Here is a 15,892-nt window from a genome sequence, read left to right as displayed (position 1 = left end):
GAAGGAGTTTACGGCGAGCGTTTTAGAATTCCGTTTGAAGAAGTTTATAAAGAGGTTTAAAATTAAAGATATTTACAAAAAAAATTATGAGAAAAATTAAAAAAGTATCAATGCTATTTGTTCTATTATTTCAATTAACTATAAATGCCCAAGAAAATTTTGAAGGTATTTTAAAGTTTAAAATTGAATTTCAGGACAAAACTGGCGAGATGACCGATGAGCAATCTAAACAGTTTGTTGGAAATAAGCAAACGTATTACATAAAAGGAAAAAAATATAAATCAGAATTAAATGGGATGCTAAAAATGACTACATACCATGAAGGAAAAGACACCGTTTTTACTAAAATGGAAGGAATGAGTTCTTTGATGTATTCCTTAACAAGCATTGCCGAAGAGGAAGTGATTTCTTACGAATTTAGACAAACAGATAAAATAATACTTGGGTATGAATGTAAATTATTAGAGGTTAAAACAAACAAAGGTTTTCATCAATACTATTTTAATAAAGATTTAAAAGTAGACCCAGAAACGTATAAAGAACACAAATCTGGTCTTTGGGATTTTTTTACAGAAAAAACTGGAGGCGCACTTTCGATACTATCTATTACTGATATTGAAGATGTTAAAAGTTCAATTGAATTAATTTCTGTGAATAGAAAAAAATTAGATGACAGTATTTTTAAAAGACCAAATTTATTGATTGTAAAAATGCCTGAAGATTAAATAATTAACTACAAATTGTCATTAAAATAATTATAAACTTAATAACTAGTTTATAATTATTTTTTTTGACAAATCACAAATACTATAAATAAATAGTCTTTTTATTTCTTTGGCATCAAAATAAGCACATTTTTACTCCTTTCAATTTGAGTTCTATTTAGTTTCATTTTTACAAACTCACCATTTAAAAATTTCTGAGCTTGGTCTTTATAATGTTCACTAAAAATATTTCCAGATTGCCCAGTTGGTAAAATTGCCAAACTGTTTTCTACATCAGAGAAATCTACAATTCTTCTGGTTGACGGCCCAGCAGTTACTTTATAATAACCTGTACTATCTAATTTAAAAATTTGATTGTTTATAACTTCGTTACCTCCAATCGTTTCAAAAGGTCCAACATTAAAAAATTTGCGTAATAAACCACCGGCCTTACCAATTGCATGTTCATGTTCAACAGATAAAACTCTGCTCCAATGCCAATCATCCACATTTTCTCCTAATTGATTTTCTAAAAAAGCAAACGTTTCTTTAAAAGAATTTAGAATAATTTCTGCCCTTACTTCTACTTTTTTTGTGGTCGTAATATCATCCCACCAAACAGATTGCTTTCTAAGTATTTGAATTGGCAACACCTCGTCTTGCAATTGCGAATTGATAAACAACTCGAAATTATTGCCCAATTCATCTTTGTAAGTCGCTTTTAAAAATTCATATAAAAAGCGATTATAAATTGTTGCGCCAACTGAATTTTTTAAATAGGTTCCATCCCAATTTTTTAAAGTTTCAACTGCTTTTTTTTCTGAAATCGTTAATTTTGAGTTGTCTAAACTTTTTAATAAATCGTTAGCAATTTCTGTAACTGTAGACGATTTTACATCAAACATCATTTTTGCAACATCCTCTCTTGTAAAATCATCTTTTTGTTCTAATAACTCTACAATTCTTTTGGCTCTGTCCTGCGGTTGATAATAGCCAGGATATAATTTACCTCTTACATAATCTGGTTGATTATTAGCCGAATACACATAATGCCAAGGCGGATTGATGGCTTTTGGGTTTTCACTAAATGGTAAATATTCTATTACTTCATCTTTTCCAGAAGCACCATTTAAATACGTTTTGGTAGATAAACCGTCTCTTAGCTGATACAGTTTTGCAGATGCAAACCAAGCAATATTATCTTTAGCGTCCCCATACATTACATTTAATCCAGGAGCATTAATTTTTGCCACCGCTTGTTGAAAATCGTCCAAAGATTTTGCGTGAGACATTCCATAAATAATATCTAATTGTTCATTGTTTAATTGCGTATAAATCCAATTCATGGCTATTGGTCGTTCATCTTCCAAATGAGAAATTAACCCGTTCATTATTGGGCCATGTTTGGTTACTTTTACTTGAAAACTAGTATCTTTTTCGTTTTTGACACGAATTGTTTTATCAATAATTTTATAATTTTTATATCCTTCGGATGTTTTGTATTGTGCAGAATTATCAGGATTGTTTTCTTCTACGTAAAAGTTTAAATCATCATTTGCCAACATCGTTAAACCATACGCATACTCGCTATTATGACCTAATAAAGGAAATGGCATTAAGGCGATATTAAATCCGTAAATTTCAAAATTAGGCGTTTTTATATGATTTTGATACCAAACAGAAGGTTGTGAAAAACCAATGTGAGGATCGTTTGCAAAAATAACTTTTCCGTTTTTCGTTTTTTCTGGTGCAATTACCCACGAGTTGCTTCCTATAAAAGACGAAACAGGTAAATCATCCATAATCGCAGCGACCTTTTTAGAGATGGTTGCATTAATTTTATCAGGAATACTCGATTTAATAATCGTTAAATTCTCGCTATTTGAACCTATTAATTCATTCAAATAAGATTCTCCTAATTTCCCTTTAATTTCGGTTAATAGTGGGTCTGTTTTATGAGCAACTGCAAAACTAAAAGCCATATAACCAAATACATTATAAACGTCTTTGATCGTATATTTTTCTTTCTTTACCCCTACTAACGTAAACTCAAGAGGTGTTTTTCCGTCTTCAATAAATTGATTTATACCCTCTAAATATGCTTGCGTTAAAATATAAGGTTCTGAGCTTTTATCAAGATTATCAATGGTTTTTTCAGCAGCTTCTTCGATGCCTAATCCTGCAAAAAAGATATCTTTATCCAATAAATCTTTTCCAAAAATTTCTGATAATCTTCCCGAAGCAATTCTTCTAATTAATTCCATTTGCCACAACCTATCTTGCGCATGCAAATACCCTAGAGCTGTGTATGCGTCTTGCTGATTTTGAGCATTTATATGTGGCACACCAACTTCATCAAAATAAACTGTTACTTTTTCTGATAAATTTTTTAACTCTATTTCTCCATCGTACTTTGGATGATAGGTTTTAGAATATAACCAACCGCCAACTAGAATTAATACGAGTAAAACAATTGTAATTTTTAGTGCTTTTTTAAGGAATTTCATTCGAAAAATTTTTGATCTGGCCAAAGATACTAGATTTATATTGTATTTTTGATGTATTAATAGCTATCTCATTTATGAAAAAAATTCAAATGGTTGACTTACAAGGTCAATATCAGCAAATAAAAGAAACAGTAGATAACTCTATTCAAGAAGTTTTAAACTCATCTACTTACATTAATGGTCCATTAGTAAAAGAATTTCAAGAAGATCTAGAAAAATATTTAAATGTAAAACATGTAATTCCTTGTGCAAATGGTACAGATGCTTTGCAAATTGCAATGATGGCTTTGGGTTTAGAGCAAGGTAATGAAATCATTACTGCAGATTTTACGTTTGCAGCAACTGTAGAAGTTATTGCATTATTAAAATTAACGCCCGTTTTGGTTGATGTTGATGCAAAGACGTTTAATATTGATATTGAAGCTTTAAAAAAGGCAATTACTCCAAAAACTAAAGCGATTGTTCCTGTTCATTTATTTGGACAAGTAGCAAATATGGATGCTGTTATGGAAATTGCAAAAGAACATAATTTGTTTGTTATTGAAGACAATGCGCAAGCAATTGGTGCAGATTACACCTTTAAAAACGGAACAAAACAAAAAGCAGGAACAATAGGAAATGTAGGAACTACCTCTTTTTTCCCTTCTAAAAACTTAGGTTGTTATGGAGATGGAGGTGCAATTTTTACAAATGATGACGCACTTGCACATACCATTAGAGGTATTGTAAATCACGGAATGTACGAAAGATATTATCATGATGTGGTTGGTGTAAATTCTAGGTTAGATTCTATTCAGGCCGGAGTTTTACAAGCCAAGTTGCCTAATTTAGACGCGTATTGTGATGCTCGCAGAGATGCTGCTCGTTTTTATAATAATGCATTTGCGAACAATACAAATATTACAACACCTAAAGCAACATCGAACAATACAAAAAATTGCAATGAAATTTGTGATAGTTGCGATTGTCATGTTTTTCATCAATATACGTTGCAAATTACAAATGGTAAGCGCGATGAATTGCATAAACATTTATTAGAACTAGGAATTCCGAATGCAATTTATTACCCTGTGGCGCTGCATTCTCAAAAAGCCTATGCAGATACTAAATATAAAGAGGAAGATTTCCCCGTTACGAACGATTTAATAAAAACTGTAATTTCTTTACCGATGCATACTGAGTTAGACAAAGAACAACTTACTTTTATTACGAATACAATTACCAATTTTTTAAAATAAATTAATAGCTAACAATCCCCAAAATGAAAAAAATACTTGTAACAGGAGGCCTAGGTTTTATAGGTTCTCATACAGTTGTAGAATTGCAAAACGAAGGTTTTGAAGTAGTAATTATAGATAACTTATCTAATACAACCATGGATGTTTTAGATAAAATTACAGAAATTACTGGCATAAAACCAGCCTTTCACAAAGCTGATGTTCGGGTAAAAAGTGAAGTAAAAGCGGTATTTGATGCTCATAAAATTGACGGAATTATTCATTTTGCTGCCTTTAAAGCAGTTGGCGAAAGTATGGGGAAACCTTTAGATTATTATGAAAATAATTTAAGTTCGTTGATTTACATATTGCAAGAAATGAGAGACAGAAAATTAGATAATTTTATCTTCTCTTCTTCTTGTACCGTTTATGGCCAAGCAGATCAATTACCTGTAACAGAAAAAGCACCTGTAAAAGCGGCAGAATCTGTATATGGAAATACCAAACAAATTGGAGAAGAAATTATTAGAGATACTAGTAATGCCCACGGAATAAATTGTATTGCGTTGCGTTATTTTAATCCCATAGGAGCGCATCCATCGATAAAAATTGGAGAATTACCTTTAGGTGTTCCGCAAAATTTAATTCCGTTTATTACTCAAACCGCTGCAGGAATGCGTAAAGAATTAGCTGTTTTTGGTGATGATTACCCAACTGTAGATGGTACAGCTGTTCGTGATTATATTCATGTTGTAGATTTAGGAAAAGCGCATATTGCTGCTTTATCTAGACTTCTAAAAAAGAACAATAAAAAATCTTTTGAGTATTTTAATATTGGTACAGGAAAAGGGAGTTCTGTTTTAGAAATTATCAACACTTTTGAAAAAGTAAATAACTTAAAACTAAATTATAAAATCGTTGGAAGACGCGAAGGTGATGTTGTTGCTGCTTATGCTGATACTACAATTGCTAACAAAGAACTAAACTGGAAAACAGAAATAAATCTAGAAGAATCATTAGCATCTGCTTGGAAATGGCAACAGAAACAATCTGTTTAAGCGCTTAAATACATTTTAAAATTCATAAAAAAACCTCAAAAGCCATTTAACTTTTGAGGTTTTTAAATTAATAATGAACTATAATTTTATCCTTTTACCGGCACAGCTACTATAGTGTTTGCCCAACCTAAATACATTGTTGCATTTTCGCCTTCACCTTCAAAGACAATAGAAAAAGACTCTATAGCTTCGTCAGATTTTGATACTTTACCACTTACTCTAGCAACATCTTCTTTCATGTCATAATAATAAGCACCCCAAACATTTTTTTGGTTACTTAATATAACAGTCCAATCTCCATTAGTAGGAATTGTATACAATGTATATGTACCCGCTTTAACGGCTTTATCTCCAAAAGTTACATCTTTATAAAAAGTGATTTCTGGGGCTTCATTTGCTCCTGTTCTCCAAACTTTGTCATTTGGTGCTAACTTGTCTAAAGATCTACCTTTTAGTTGTGGTCTACCGTAAGTAATTTTAACAAGTTTGTTAGATTCTTTCCAGTTATTTGGATAAGAAGCTCCATCCATAGGACTTACATCTACTTTAGCAAATTTTTGCGCAGTAACATCTGCTGATGAAATTAAGGCAATTGTAAAAATTGCAATTGATAAAAAAGCTTTTTTCATGTATTTTAATTTTAATATTTTAATTTATTTTACTTGGTCATCAAAGTTAAAAAACCTTACAATTAATGACTACTAATATTCTGTTAAGATTTTAATGACAACCACAATCTGTGCTACAGCTCTTATCTTTTTTTTTTGGAAAAACAAATTTTTTCAATAAAAAAACAACAGCTAAAATTACTAAAACATAGGCTATAATTTCTTGCATTAGCTTAAAATTTGATAGGTTAAAAAAGAAGAAACATAGGCTAGAAAAGTCATTCCAAATAATTGTATTAAAGGCCATTTCCAACTTTTAGTTTCACGTTTTACAATGGCTAAAGTTGCCATACATTGCATTGCAAAGGCATAAAAAACCATTAAAGACATCCCAACAGGAAAATTAAAAAGTTTACCTCCTGTTGCATTTACTTCGGAAGCCATTTTTTGCTTAATGGTTGTGGTATTTTCATCATCTGCTTCTACACTATATATTGTAGCTAAAGTACCAACAAAAACCTCTCTTGCTGCAAATGATGTAATTAAAGCAATTCCTATTTTCCAATCATAACCCAAAGGTTTTATAACGGGTTCTATGGTTTTTCCTAAAATTCCGATGTAAGAGTTTTCTAATTTTTTTGATGCAATTATTTGCTGAATTTCATCTGTGTTTAATTGCTGATTGGCTATATTTTCAATAACATCCTTTTCTACATTTTTATAACTATCTCCTCCGTTTGATGCCAAAAACCACAATACAATAGACAATGCTAAAATAATTTTTCCTGCACCAAAAACAAACGCTTTCGTTTTTTCAAGTACATCAAAAAATACATTTTTTAAAGACGGTAATTTGTAATTTGGCATTTCTACCACAAAAAATGATCTAGATTCTACTTTTAATGTTTTGTGTAAAATGTAAGCCGCTATAATTGCAGATGCAAACCCCAATGCATATAAAGATAGTAACACCAATCCTTGAAGATTTAAAAATCCTAAAACTTTTTTATCCGGAATTATCAAAGCAATTAAAATTGCATAAATAGGTAATCTTGCAGAACAAGTTGTGAATGGTACAACTAAAATGGTTATTAAGCGCTCTTTCCAACTAGAAATAGTTCTTGTAGCCATAATTGCAGGAATTGCGCATGCAGTTCCAGAAATTAACGGAATTACGCTTATACCGTTCATCCCAAAGCGTCTCATAATTTTATCCATCAAAAAAACAACTCTACTCATATAACCCGTTTCCTCTAAAATGGCAATGAATAAAAATAGAATGGCAATTTGTGGGATAAAAATAATAACGCCTCCGATTCCTGGAATTATTCCTTCAGTTAATAAATCTGTTAACACTCCTTCTGGTAAACTGCTTTTTGCAAAGTCTGATATTTGTGCAAAAGTAGCATCAATAAAATCCATGGGCACAGAAGCCAAATCGAAAATAGATTGAAAAATTACAAGTAAAATTAAACTAAACAACACATAACCAAATATTCTGTGTGTAAAAATTTTATCTAATTTACCACGTAAATCTGTGGCTTTTGTTTTATCAACAATATAAGTTTTCTTTAATATTTTATTTATTTCTTGGTATCTAAAAATAGTTTCTTTGTGTTGGTATTTCTTTAACTTAAAAGTATCTTGCTTAAAAGCTAGAAGCTTCTCTTTTTCGACTTTCGTAATCGTTTCTGGAAAATTGTTTTGAGTAACCATTAACCACAATTCATACAAGGTATAATTAGAACTAATTTCTTTTAGTTTATGAAAATAATCTGGGTCAATTTTATGATTTATACCACACAAGGGCGAAGCTTTTGCCGCTACATGACAACGAATAATTGCTTCTTTTATTTCTTTAATTCCTTCGTTTTTTCTAGCACTTATTAAAATCACCTCGGTATTTAGCTCTTTTTTAAGAAGCGATAAATCAATAGAAATCCCTTTTCTATGCATTTGATCAACCATATTAATTGCCAAAACAGTAGGAATTTCTAAATCTTTAATTTGAGAAAATAGTAATAAATTTCTCTTTAAATTTTCTACATCGGCAACCACCAAAATTACATCTGGAGATTCTTTGATGTCTTTTTTAAGCAATGTTTTTAAAACAATGCTTTCATCTAAAGAAGTAGGATTTATGCTATATGTGCCTGGTAAATCTGTAATAATTGCATTTTGAGTTGCAGACAACTTACTAATTCCTTCTTTTTTATCTACCGTAACTCCGGGATAATTCCCAACTTTTTGAGTTAAACCTGTAAGTTGATTAAAAAGTGAAGTTTTACCTGTATTTGGGTTCCCGATTAAAGCAACTTTTATATCGTTTTTAGACATTTTTATTTACTCGCTTTTAAGGATTTTAATTATTTCGGCAGTTTCTTTTCTAATGGCCAAATGACTTCCGTTTACACAGATATATAATGGATCTTTTAATGGTGCAAGCTGTATTAGCTGCACCTCTGCACCAGGCAAACAGCCCATTTCTAGTAATTTTAGAGGAATAGAATCTAATGATTCTTCAGAAATATAACCTATTTCTCCGATATGTAAATCTGCAATTGTGCTCAAAATTTCTATTTATATTTACAAAGATAGGAATTTAGAATGATTCTAAACAAGTTATTTATTACTATATTCTTCTTTTAAAAGAGCCACATCTTTCTTAAGTTTTTCCATATCATTTTTTTCTGTACCATCGTAATATCCGCGGATACGTCGTTCTTTATCAACCAATACAAATTGCTCTGTATGAATAAAATCATCTTCACCGCCGTCACCGTCTTCAATAACAGCAAAGTAACTTTTTCTAGCCAGTTCATAAATATGCTTTTTAGAACCAGTTGTTACATTCCATTTTGCATCAATAACTCCTTTATTTAATGCGTATTCCTTTAAAACAGAAACACTATCTATAACAGGCGTTACCGAATGTGATAAAAACATAATATCATTATCATTTTTATAAAAATCTTGTAGTTCGCTCATATTATAAGCCATTGCAATACAAATATTTGTGCAACGTGTAAAAAAGAAATCTGCTACATAAATTTTATTTTTGTAGTTTTTTTGAGTGATGGTTTCTCCGTTCTGGTTTATCAACTCAAAATCTGCAATTCGATGATCTTTTGTAACATGCTTTATAGAAACATCTACCAAACTAGGGTTTACATCTGCAGGATTGTATATTTTTAGTTTTTTATCAACCTTAACTAAATGATAAAAAACAGGAATTGAAATTGCCGAAAAAACAAGTAAAAAAATGATTGTTAGTTTACTTTTTTTAAAAAAATTGAAGTCCATAAAACTAGTTTATTTCTGCAAATTTACGGCTTAAAAATCCTTTAAAAAAGGCAAGCAAAGTATATTTGATGCAAAATCTTTGTTAAAATAAAAATCATCTACTATTTGTACTTTTTAAACTCTCTTTAAAGACGTACATTTGCAGCTGTTTAATTTTTGATTTTAAGACTGAATGGAAATATTAATAAAAGCATCACAATTTATTTTAAGTTTATCTTTATTAATTGTTTTGCATGAATTAGGGCATTTTATCCCTGCAAAATTATTTAAAACGAGGGTAGAAAAATTCTACTTATTCTTTGATTATAAGTTTTCAATTTTCAAGAAAAAAATTGGTGATACCGTTTATGGTATTGGTTGGATTCCTTTAGGAGGTTATGTAAAAATTTCTGGAATGATCGATGAAAGCATGGATACCGAACAGATGAAATTACCACCACAACCTTGGGAATTTAGATCAAAACCAGCTTGGCAACGTTTAATTATTATGTTAGGTGGTGTTTTTGTAAATTTCATACTTGGTATTTTTATTTACATTATGCTTATGTGGTCTTATGGTGAAGAATACTTACCAAACGAAAATGTAACAGATGGCGTTTGGGTGCAAGATTCTTTAGCTATGAATATAGGCTTACAAACAGGCGATAAAATTTTAACTGTCGATGGAGAAAAAATAAGAAATTTCGCCGCTTTAACTTTAGAGTTTATTAACGGAAATAATTTTCAAATTGAAAGAAATGGTGAAGTAATTGATAAAAAGATTCCTACTGATTTTATCTCTCAATTAATGGAAAGAGGTAAAGATGCTGGGCCATTTTTATACCCACGTTATCCTTTTGCTATTGGTCAAATTTCTGAAGACTCGCCTAATCTAAATTCAGAATTAAAAACCAAAGATATTATTACAAGTATAAACGGTACTCCTTTAAAATATTATGATGAAGCCGAGGCTATTTTGTCAAACTATAAAAATCAAAAAGTTACTGCTACTGTTTTAAGAGGAAAAGAAACCAAAGAAATTAGCTTAAAAATCACTAATGAAGGCAAAATAGGTGTGGCATTTTCGGGCATCGCATTTAAAGATTTAGAGAGATTAGGCTATTATAATTTAGAGGATGTTGAGTATACTTTTTCTGAAGCAATACCTGCGGGATGGAGTAAATCTTGGAAAACGTTAACTGATTATGTAAAACAGTTAAAAAAGATTTTTAACCCAAGTACCGGCGCTTACAAAGGTTTAGGTGGTTTTATTTCTATTGGAAGTATTTTTCCTGATGAATGGAGCGCAGAATCTTTTTGGAACATTACTGCATTCTTGTCAATCATGTTAGGTTTTATGAATTTATTACCGATACCTGCTCTAGATGGTGGTCACGTAGTTTTTACGCTTTGGGAAATGATTACAGGTAAAAAACCTGGTGATAAATTTTTAGAATATGCACAAGTTATAGGTTTTATTCTATTAATAGCACTGTTACTTTTTGCAAACGGAAATGATATTTTTAGGTTATTTAAATAACCCTAAATACTTGTTAAAAGTAAACAATAATTAAAAAAATCCTCACAATTTTAAATTGTGAGGATTTTTTTTTAAACTCTTAAAGACCTATTGATTAAAGGAAACCAAGTGTATACAGTATTGCATTTGTCGCAACTGTAAGCTTTTGAGCCAGGAATTAATTTAGTAAATGGCTTTCTTTTCAATCTATGTCGCGACTCAGATTTACATTTAGGGCATGCCTTCATAGTTAATAGTTTTTGTTTGGAAGCGCCAAAGTACTAAAAATGAATTCGTTAAAAAAATAAAAAGCAATTTAGTACTAGACCATTCATTATTTAATGAAAATTCTAGTTTTCTAAATAACTTAATGCTTTTAAGTATTTCTGCAATGCGATGCAACTTAGATTTATTATTAAAACTATTAGACTAAGAGAAAACGATAATTAAAAAGCCCTTACAATATATAATTGTAAGGACTTTTTTAAACTCTTAAAGATCGATTTATTAGAGGGAACCAAGTATATACTGTGTTACACTTATCGCAACCATAAGCTTTAGCTCCCGGAACTAATTTAGTAAATGTCTTTCTTTTTAATCTGTGTCGTGACACAGATTTACATCTTGGGCACGCTTTCATATATAGATATACTAGTTAGGTAAGCGAAAGATAATCTATATGAGACTATTATATAAGTGTTTAATTACCTTCATTCTACGCTATATTAACTTAACCCAATTTATTTATAAAAAAGATCAGATAGTGTAGTTTGCAGTATTAGACCTTACTTATTAAAAAAATCCTTACAATTTTACATAGTAAGGATTTCTTTTTTAATCCTTTATAGATCTATTAATATAAGGAAACCAGGTATAGGTTGCGTTACATTTATCGCATGCATAAGATCTAGAACCTGGTATTAATTTTAAAAAGGCTTTTCTCCTCATTCTGTGCTTAGACACAGATTTACATTTAGGACAAGCTTTCATTAGTTAGTTGTTTTTAAGGTGATTACTCTTCGCGTGCAATGTACTTAAAAACAACTTGCTATAACTACCATTAAAGATTAGATGTCTAATCATTGATGGTTTAAAATACATATTTTAAAACCTCAACCTCACTACATATAGACTAGAACTAAAGATCTTCACAATATAAAATTATGAAGATCTTTGTTAAATTCTTAAAGAACGATTAAGAATAGGAAACCAAGTATACGCTGTATTGCAATCCTTGCAAGAAAACCCTTTAGAGCCTTTAAATAGTTTTATAATTGGTCTTCTTTTTAATTTTTGTTTTGAAACTGATTTACATTTTGGGCAAGCTTTCATTAATTTTAATGTTTTAAAAGAGGCCTACAATATACTTAAAACCTTTAATAGAGCACAAATAATAATATTTATTAATCAAAATAAGAATCAATTCTAAATAAATGACGCATCCTGAATAATCGATGTAAATTCTTCAAGACGCGTCATGTTGGGGGTTTTTATTAAAAGCTATAACGCAATCCAAATAAAACACTACTTGGTGGCATCGGTACAAAACCAGATTCTATATAATCCGCATTAAAAATATTGTTAGCAGTAACTGTAAAGCTAAATTTATTAATAGCTACAATTACAGATGCATCCCAAACATTATAACTAGTTCCAATAGAACGTTCTGCATATTTGTAGATAATATTTTGTGTTACATTTTTAAACAACTTACTTGTAAAACGTGTTGTAAAATGATTCTTTAATGTATTTAAAGAATACCTTGATAAATCTTTATTTTGATCTAAAATATTGTCATTTAAGTAGGTATAACCAACCGCCAATGTTTGATTAAAATCTTTTATCTTAAAATTATAAGCTGCATCAAGTTCAAAACCTTGTGTATTTACTTCTGTAATATTTGTTGCCGTAAAAACACTATTATTTGTATTTGGCCTTATATAATCTATTAAATTATTTGCATCTCTATTAAAAATAGCCACTGTAGTAGAAAAGTTAGATTTTGTATATTTTAAACCAATTTCTTGCGCAAATGCTTCTTCTGGTTCTAAATTCTCATTTCCTACCGTTACCGGATCTTTATAAAATAAATCTGTGTAGGTTGGTATTCTGTAAGTAAAACCAATATTTCCATAAGCCTTTAAATGATCAGATAAATTATAACCTACATCTATTCCTGGAAATGCGTGAAATTTAAAATCAGAAAAGTACGTTACAGCAACTCCCGGTGTAATATCTAATTTATCATTTGCTAGTTTAAAACGGTGTTCTAAAAACAAATTAGCCATAATTCTATTTCTATCACCCAAATTATTACTGCTAATAGAAACTCTAGAAATATCTACACCAAAACCTGTAATACCTAAATTAGAAGTATACGATGCATTTGTTTCTACACCCACTTTATTGGTAATGTGTAAATTTCTATAAAAACTAGGATTATCTCTTCTTAATAAAAAAATATCTTGACCACGTCTCCAATAAATTCTTGGTGTAATCTTAAATTTTTCTGATTTAAAAACTGTGGAAATTCCTAGAACACTATTCTGAGTTTCTTCATACTCATTAAAAGTAGGATTTGTTGTATAAAAATTTTCTGCTCCAAATTTTTTATCAAAAAAAGTTGCAATCAATTCTATTGGCTGCTTTTTCTTATTAAAAATTCCTTTTACAAAATAGTTGTAATTATTATAATCAGAATTTTCTCTATATCCATCCGAAGTTAGTGCACCAACATGCGCAATAATTGAGGTGTTTTCAGTTTCTTTACCAACTGTTAAAGAGTAATTTAACTGGCCAAAAGAACCTGTTTCCACATTTACTGAGGTTGATTTGTCTAACTTATTTTTAGTAACAATATTTATAGCTCCTGTAAATGCATTTTGCCCAAAAACTCTTGCTGCCGGCCCTTTAATAATCTCTATTCTTTCAATAACCTCAATTGGTAAAGCTGCATTTAAAGTATGATGCCCCGTTTGCGAATCATCCATTTTTATACCATCAATCAATAATAAAGTTTGGTCAAAACCGCCACCTCTAATATATAAATCTGCCTGGCTACCCGCAGTTCCTCTTCTTCTAATATCGACACCAGCAACTTGTTGTAACAAATCTGCTACATTTGTTGCTGCACTATTTTTTATTACTTCGGACGAAATAACAATTATAGTGCGTGAGTTTTCTTTAAAAGGCAAATCTATTCTTGAAGAAGAAATTATTACTTCTTTTAACGTGTCTCTTTTTACAGATTCAACTTGTGCTTTTGCTTGCACAACATAAAATAATAGAACAATTAGTAACGTAATTTTAATTTTCATAAATGTTGATTTAAAACGATGCAAAAGTGCTAACTTTCCGGACGATTAAACTAGTCCAGTTTTAAAATGACAGATAGTCCGGTTAATGCGCTTTTTAAACAACTCATTGATTTTAATAAATCGATGTCTCAACCTGTATATATTCAAGTTTCACAACAACTCATAAACGCTATACAACGCAGGTATTTAACCAAAGGCACTTTACTACCAGGAACCCGGGTGTTAGCTCAATTACTAAAAATCCATAGAAATACAGCTGTTGCTATTTATGACGAATTAGCTTCTCAAGGTTGGGTAGAAATTATACCAAATAAAGGCACTTTTGTTTTAGTGCCCGAACTAAAAACAGCAAAAATAAAAGCAACATCGCAAAAAACAAATCAAGCATATACCTATCCAAAAACAACAGGGTTTCCTTTTCAAGAATCATTTCATTTAGCTTCTACGGTTCAATTAACTGAGGCTAAATACACTATTAATGATGGTAAACCAGATTTACGCTTACACCCAGTTCATGAATTTACAAGGTGGTACAGTGCCGCTATGAAAAGAAAAACGGTATTAAAAAAATGGAACAGACCTAGTGAATCTTCTTATTCTTTATTTCAAAATCAGCTATGTAACTATTTAAATGCAACGAGAGGTTTTCATATAAGACCAAATAATCTCATAAGTACACGAAGTACAGAAATGAGTTTATACATTGTATCTCAGCTATTAATAAAACAAAACGATTTAGTATTAGTAGGTCATTTAAGTAATTATGCATCTAATATGATTTTTCAACAAGCAGGCGCTACTATTAAAACAATACCTATAGATGCCGATGGTTTAGATATTGATTACATTAAAAAATATTTTGTAAAAGGCAGCATTCGGTGCATCTACATATGTGCGCATAGACAATACCCAACAGCAGTAAAACTAAGCGTAAAACGTAGGTTAGAATTGTTACAACTTTCTACAGCCTACGGATTTGCAATTATTGAAGATGATTATGATTACGATTTTCAGTTTGATGGTTCTGCAATGTTGCCAATGGCAAGTGCCGATGCAAACGGAATGGTTATTTATTTAGGGAAGTTTGGGCAATCGTTATTCCCTAGTTTTCAAACAGGATTTGTAGTAGCACCAGAAAATCTAATATCGGAAGCAACAAACTATTTACAATTGCTTGACAAACAAGGCGATTTAATTCAAGAACAAATGCTATCTGAATTAATTAATGAAGGCGAAATTCATCGTCTGATGAAAAAAAACCTCATCATCTATAAAGAAAGACGCAATTGTTTATGTAAACTTCTAACCTACTATTTTTCAGAAATAGCAACATGGAATATTCCCGCTGGCGGATTGGCTATTTGGTTAGAGTTTAAACCGAATATATCCTTAATAAAACTGGCAGAAGAGGCCGAAAAAAATAATTTATTTCTCCCAAAAACAATTTTGTATCAAAATAAAAACACGTGTGCTATTCGTTTTGGCTTCGGGCATTTAAATAAAGAAGAAATGGAACCAGTGATTAAAAAATTAAAGAGCGCTTACTCCAAAATTTCGGTTACATCTATTAATAATTAGTTATACTTTTTTAGCCATAAAATTACTTTTTAAATAGTTATTTTCTATTACTAATTGTTCATTACTATTTATTTTCATCAAACTTTCATTCCTTATTTCTTG

11 protein-coding genes are annotated in these 15,892 nt (G+C 30.4%); 5 read left to right on the top strand and 6 right to left on the bottom strand.

Going from position 1 to position 15,892, the window contains the following annotated elements:
- Positions 1 to 86: 86 nt before the first annotated feature.
- Positions 87 to 725, top strand: a complete 639-nt coding sequence (locus BTO16_RS16310; RefSeq protein WP_105022707.1) for a hypothetical protein — start codon at positions 87 to 89, stop codon at positions 723 to 725.
- A gap of 101 nt (positions 726 to 826) precedes the next feature.
- On the opposite strand, the gene BTO16_RS16305 is transcribed toward BTO16_RS16310, so the two are convergent.
- On the bottom strand, positions 827 to 3,211 hold the full coding sequence (locus tag BTO16_RS16305) for a penicillin acylase family protein (RefSeq protein ID WP_105022706.1): 2,385 nt from the start codon (positions 3,209 to 3,211) through the stop codon (positions 827 to 829).
- 74 nt (positions 3,212 to 3,285) lie between these two features.
- Here BTO16_RS16305 and BTO16_RS16300 point away from each other — a divergent pair, with 74 nt between their 5' ends.
- Positions 3,286 to 4,449, top strand: coding sequence for a DegT/DnrJ/EryC1/StrS family aminotransferase (locus BTO16_RS16300; RefSeq protein WP_105022705.1), 1,164 nt, complete (start codon positions 3,286 to 3,288; stop codon positions 4,447 to 4,449).
- Between the two features lie 23 nt (positions 4,450 to 4,472).
- Positions 4,473 to 5,486 (top strand): UDP-glucose 4-epimerase GalE, encoded by a 1,014-nt coding sequence (gene galE / locus BTO16_RS16295; protein ID WP_105022704.1) that lies wholly within the window; start codon positions 4,473 to 4,475, stop codon positions 5,484 to 5,486.
- 86 nt (positions 5,487 to 5,572) lie between these two features.
- Here galE and BTO16_RS16290 read toward each other — a convergent pair whose 3' ends face one another.
- From BTO16_RS16290 to BTO16_RS16270, 4 genes are all read right to left on the bottom strand, one after another.
- Positions 5,573 to 6,115 (bottom strand): DUF2911 domain-containing protein, encoded by a 543-nt coding sequence (locus BTO16_RS16290; RefSeq protein WP_105022703.1) that lies wholly within the window; start codon positions 6,113 to 6,115, stop codon positions 5,573 to 5,575.
- A gap of 207 nt (positions 6,116 to 6,322) precedes the next feature.
- Positions 6,323 to 8,431: a ferrous iron transport protein B gene (gene feoB, locus BTO16_RS16280; RefSeq protein WP_105022701.1), complete on the bottom strand. Its 2,109-nt coding sequence runs from the start codon at positions 8,429 to 8,431 to the stop codon at positions 6,323 to 6,325.
- A 6-nt stretch (positions 8,432 to 8,437) separates the two neighbouring features.
- Positions 8,438 to 8,665 (bottom strand): FeoA family protein, encoded by a 228-nt coding sequence (locus BTO16_RS16275; RefSeq protein ID WP_105022700.1) that lies wholly within the window; start codon positions 8,663 to 8,665, stop codon positions 8,438 to 8,440.
- A 51-nt stretch (positions 8,666 to 8,716) separates the two neighbouring features.
- Positions 8,717 to 9,397, bottom strand: coding sequence for an SCO family protein (locus tag BTO16_RS16270; protein ID WP_105022699.1), 681 nt, complete (start codon positions 9,395 to 9,397; stop codon positions 8,717 to 8,719).
- Positions 9,398 to 9,569: 172 nt separating this feature from the next.
- On the opposite strand from BTO16_RS16270, the gene rseP reads away from it, so the two are divergent.
- Positions 9,570 to 10,916, top strand: coding sequence for an RIP metalloprotease RseP (gene rseP / locus BTO16_RS16265; RefSeq protein WP_105022698.1), 1,347 nt, complete (start codon positions 9,570 to 9,572; stop codon positions 10,914 to 10,916).
- 1,472 nt (positions 10,917 to 12,388) lie between these two features.
- Here the strand turns inward: rseP and BTO16_RS16255 are convergent.
- Entirely contained in the window at positions 12,389 to 14,212 is a 1,824-nt protein-coding gene (locus BTO16_RS16255) for a TonB-dependent receptor plug domain-containing protein (protein WP_105022696.1), read from the bottom strand.
- Positions 14,213 to 14,278: 66 nt separating this feature from the next.
- Here BTO16_RS16255 and BTO16_RS16250 point away from each other — a divergent pair, with 66 nt between their 5' ends.
- Complete coding sequence (locus BTO16_RS16250) at positions 14,279 to 15,790, top strand: aminotransferase-like domain-containing protein (protein ID WP_105022695.1); 1,512 nt, start codon at positions 14,279 to 14,281, stop codon at positions 15,788 to 15,790.
- Positions 15,791 to 15,892: the final 102 nt, after the last annotated feature.

This window comes from Polaribacter glomeratus (assembly GCF_002954665.1).
GTDB lineage: Bacteria > Bacteroidota > Bacteroidia > Flavobacteriales > Flavobacteriaceae > Polaribacter > Polaribacter glomeratus.
Note: the sequence above shows the minus strand (reverse complement) of the source record. Positions and strands in the feature narration are given on the sequence as shown.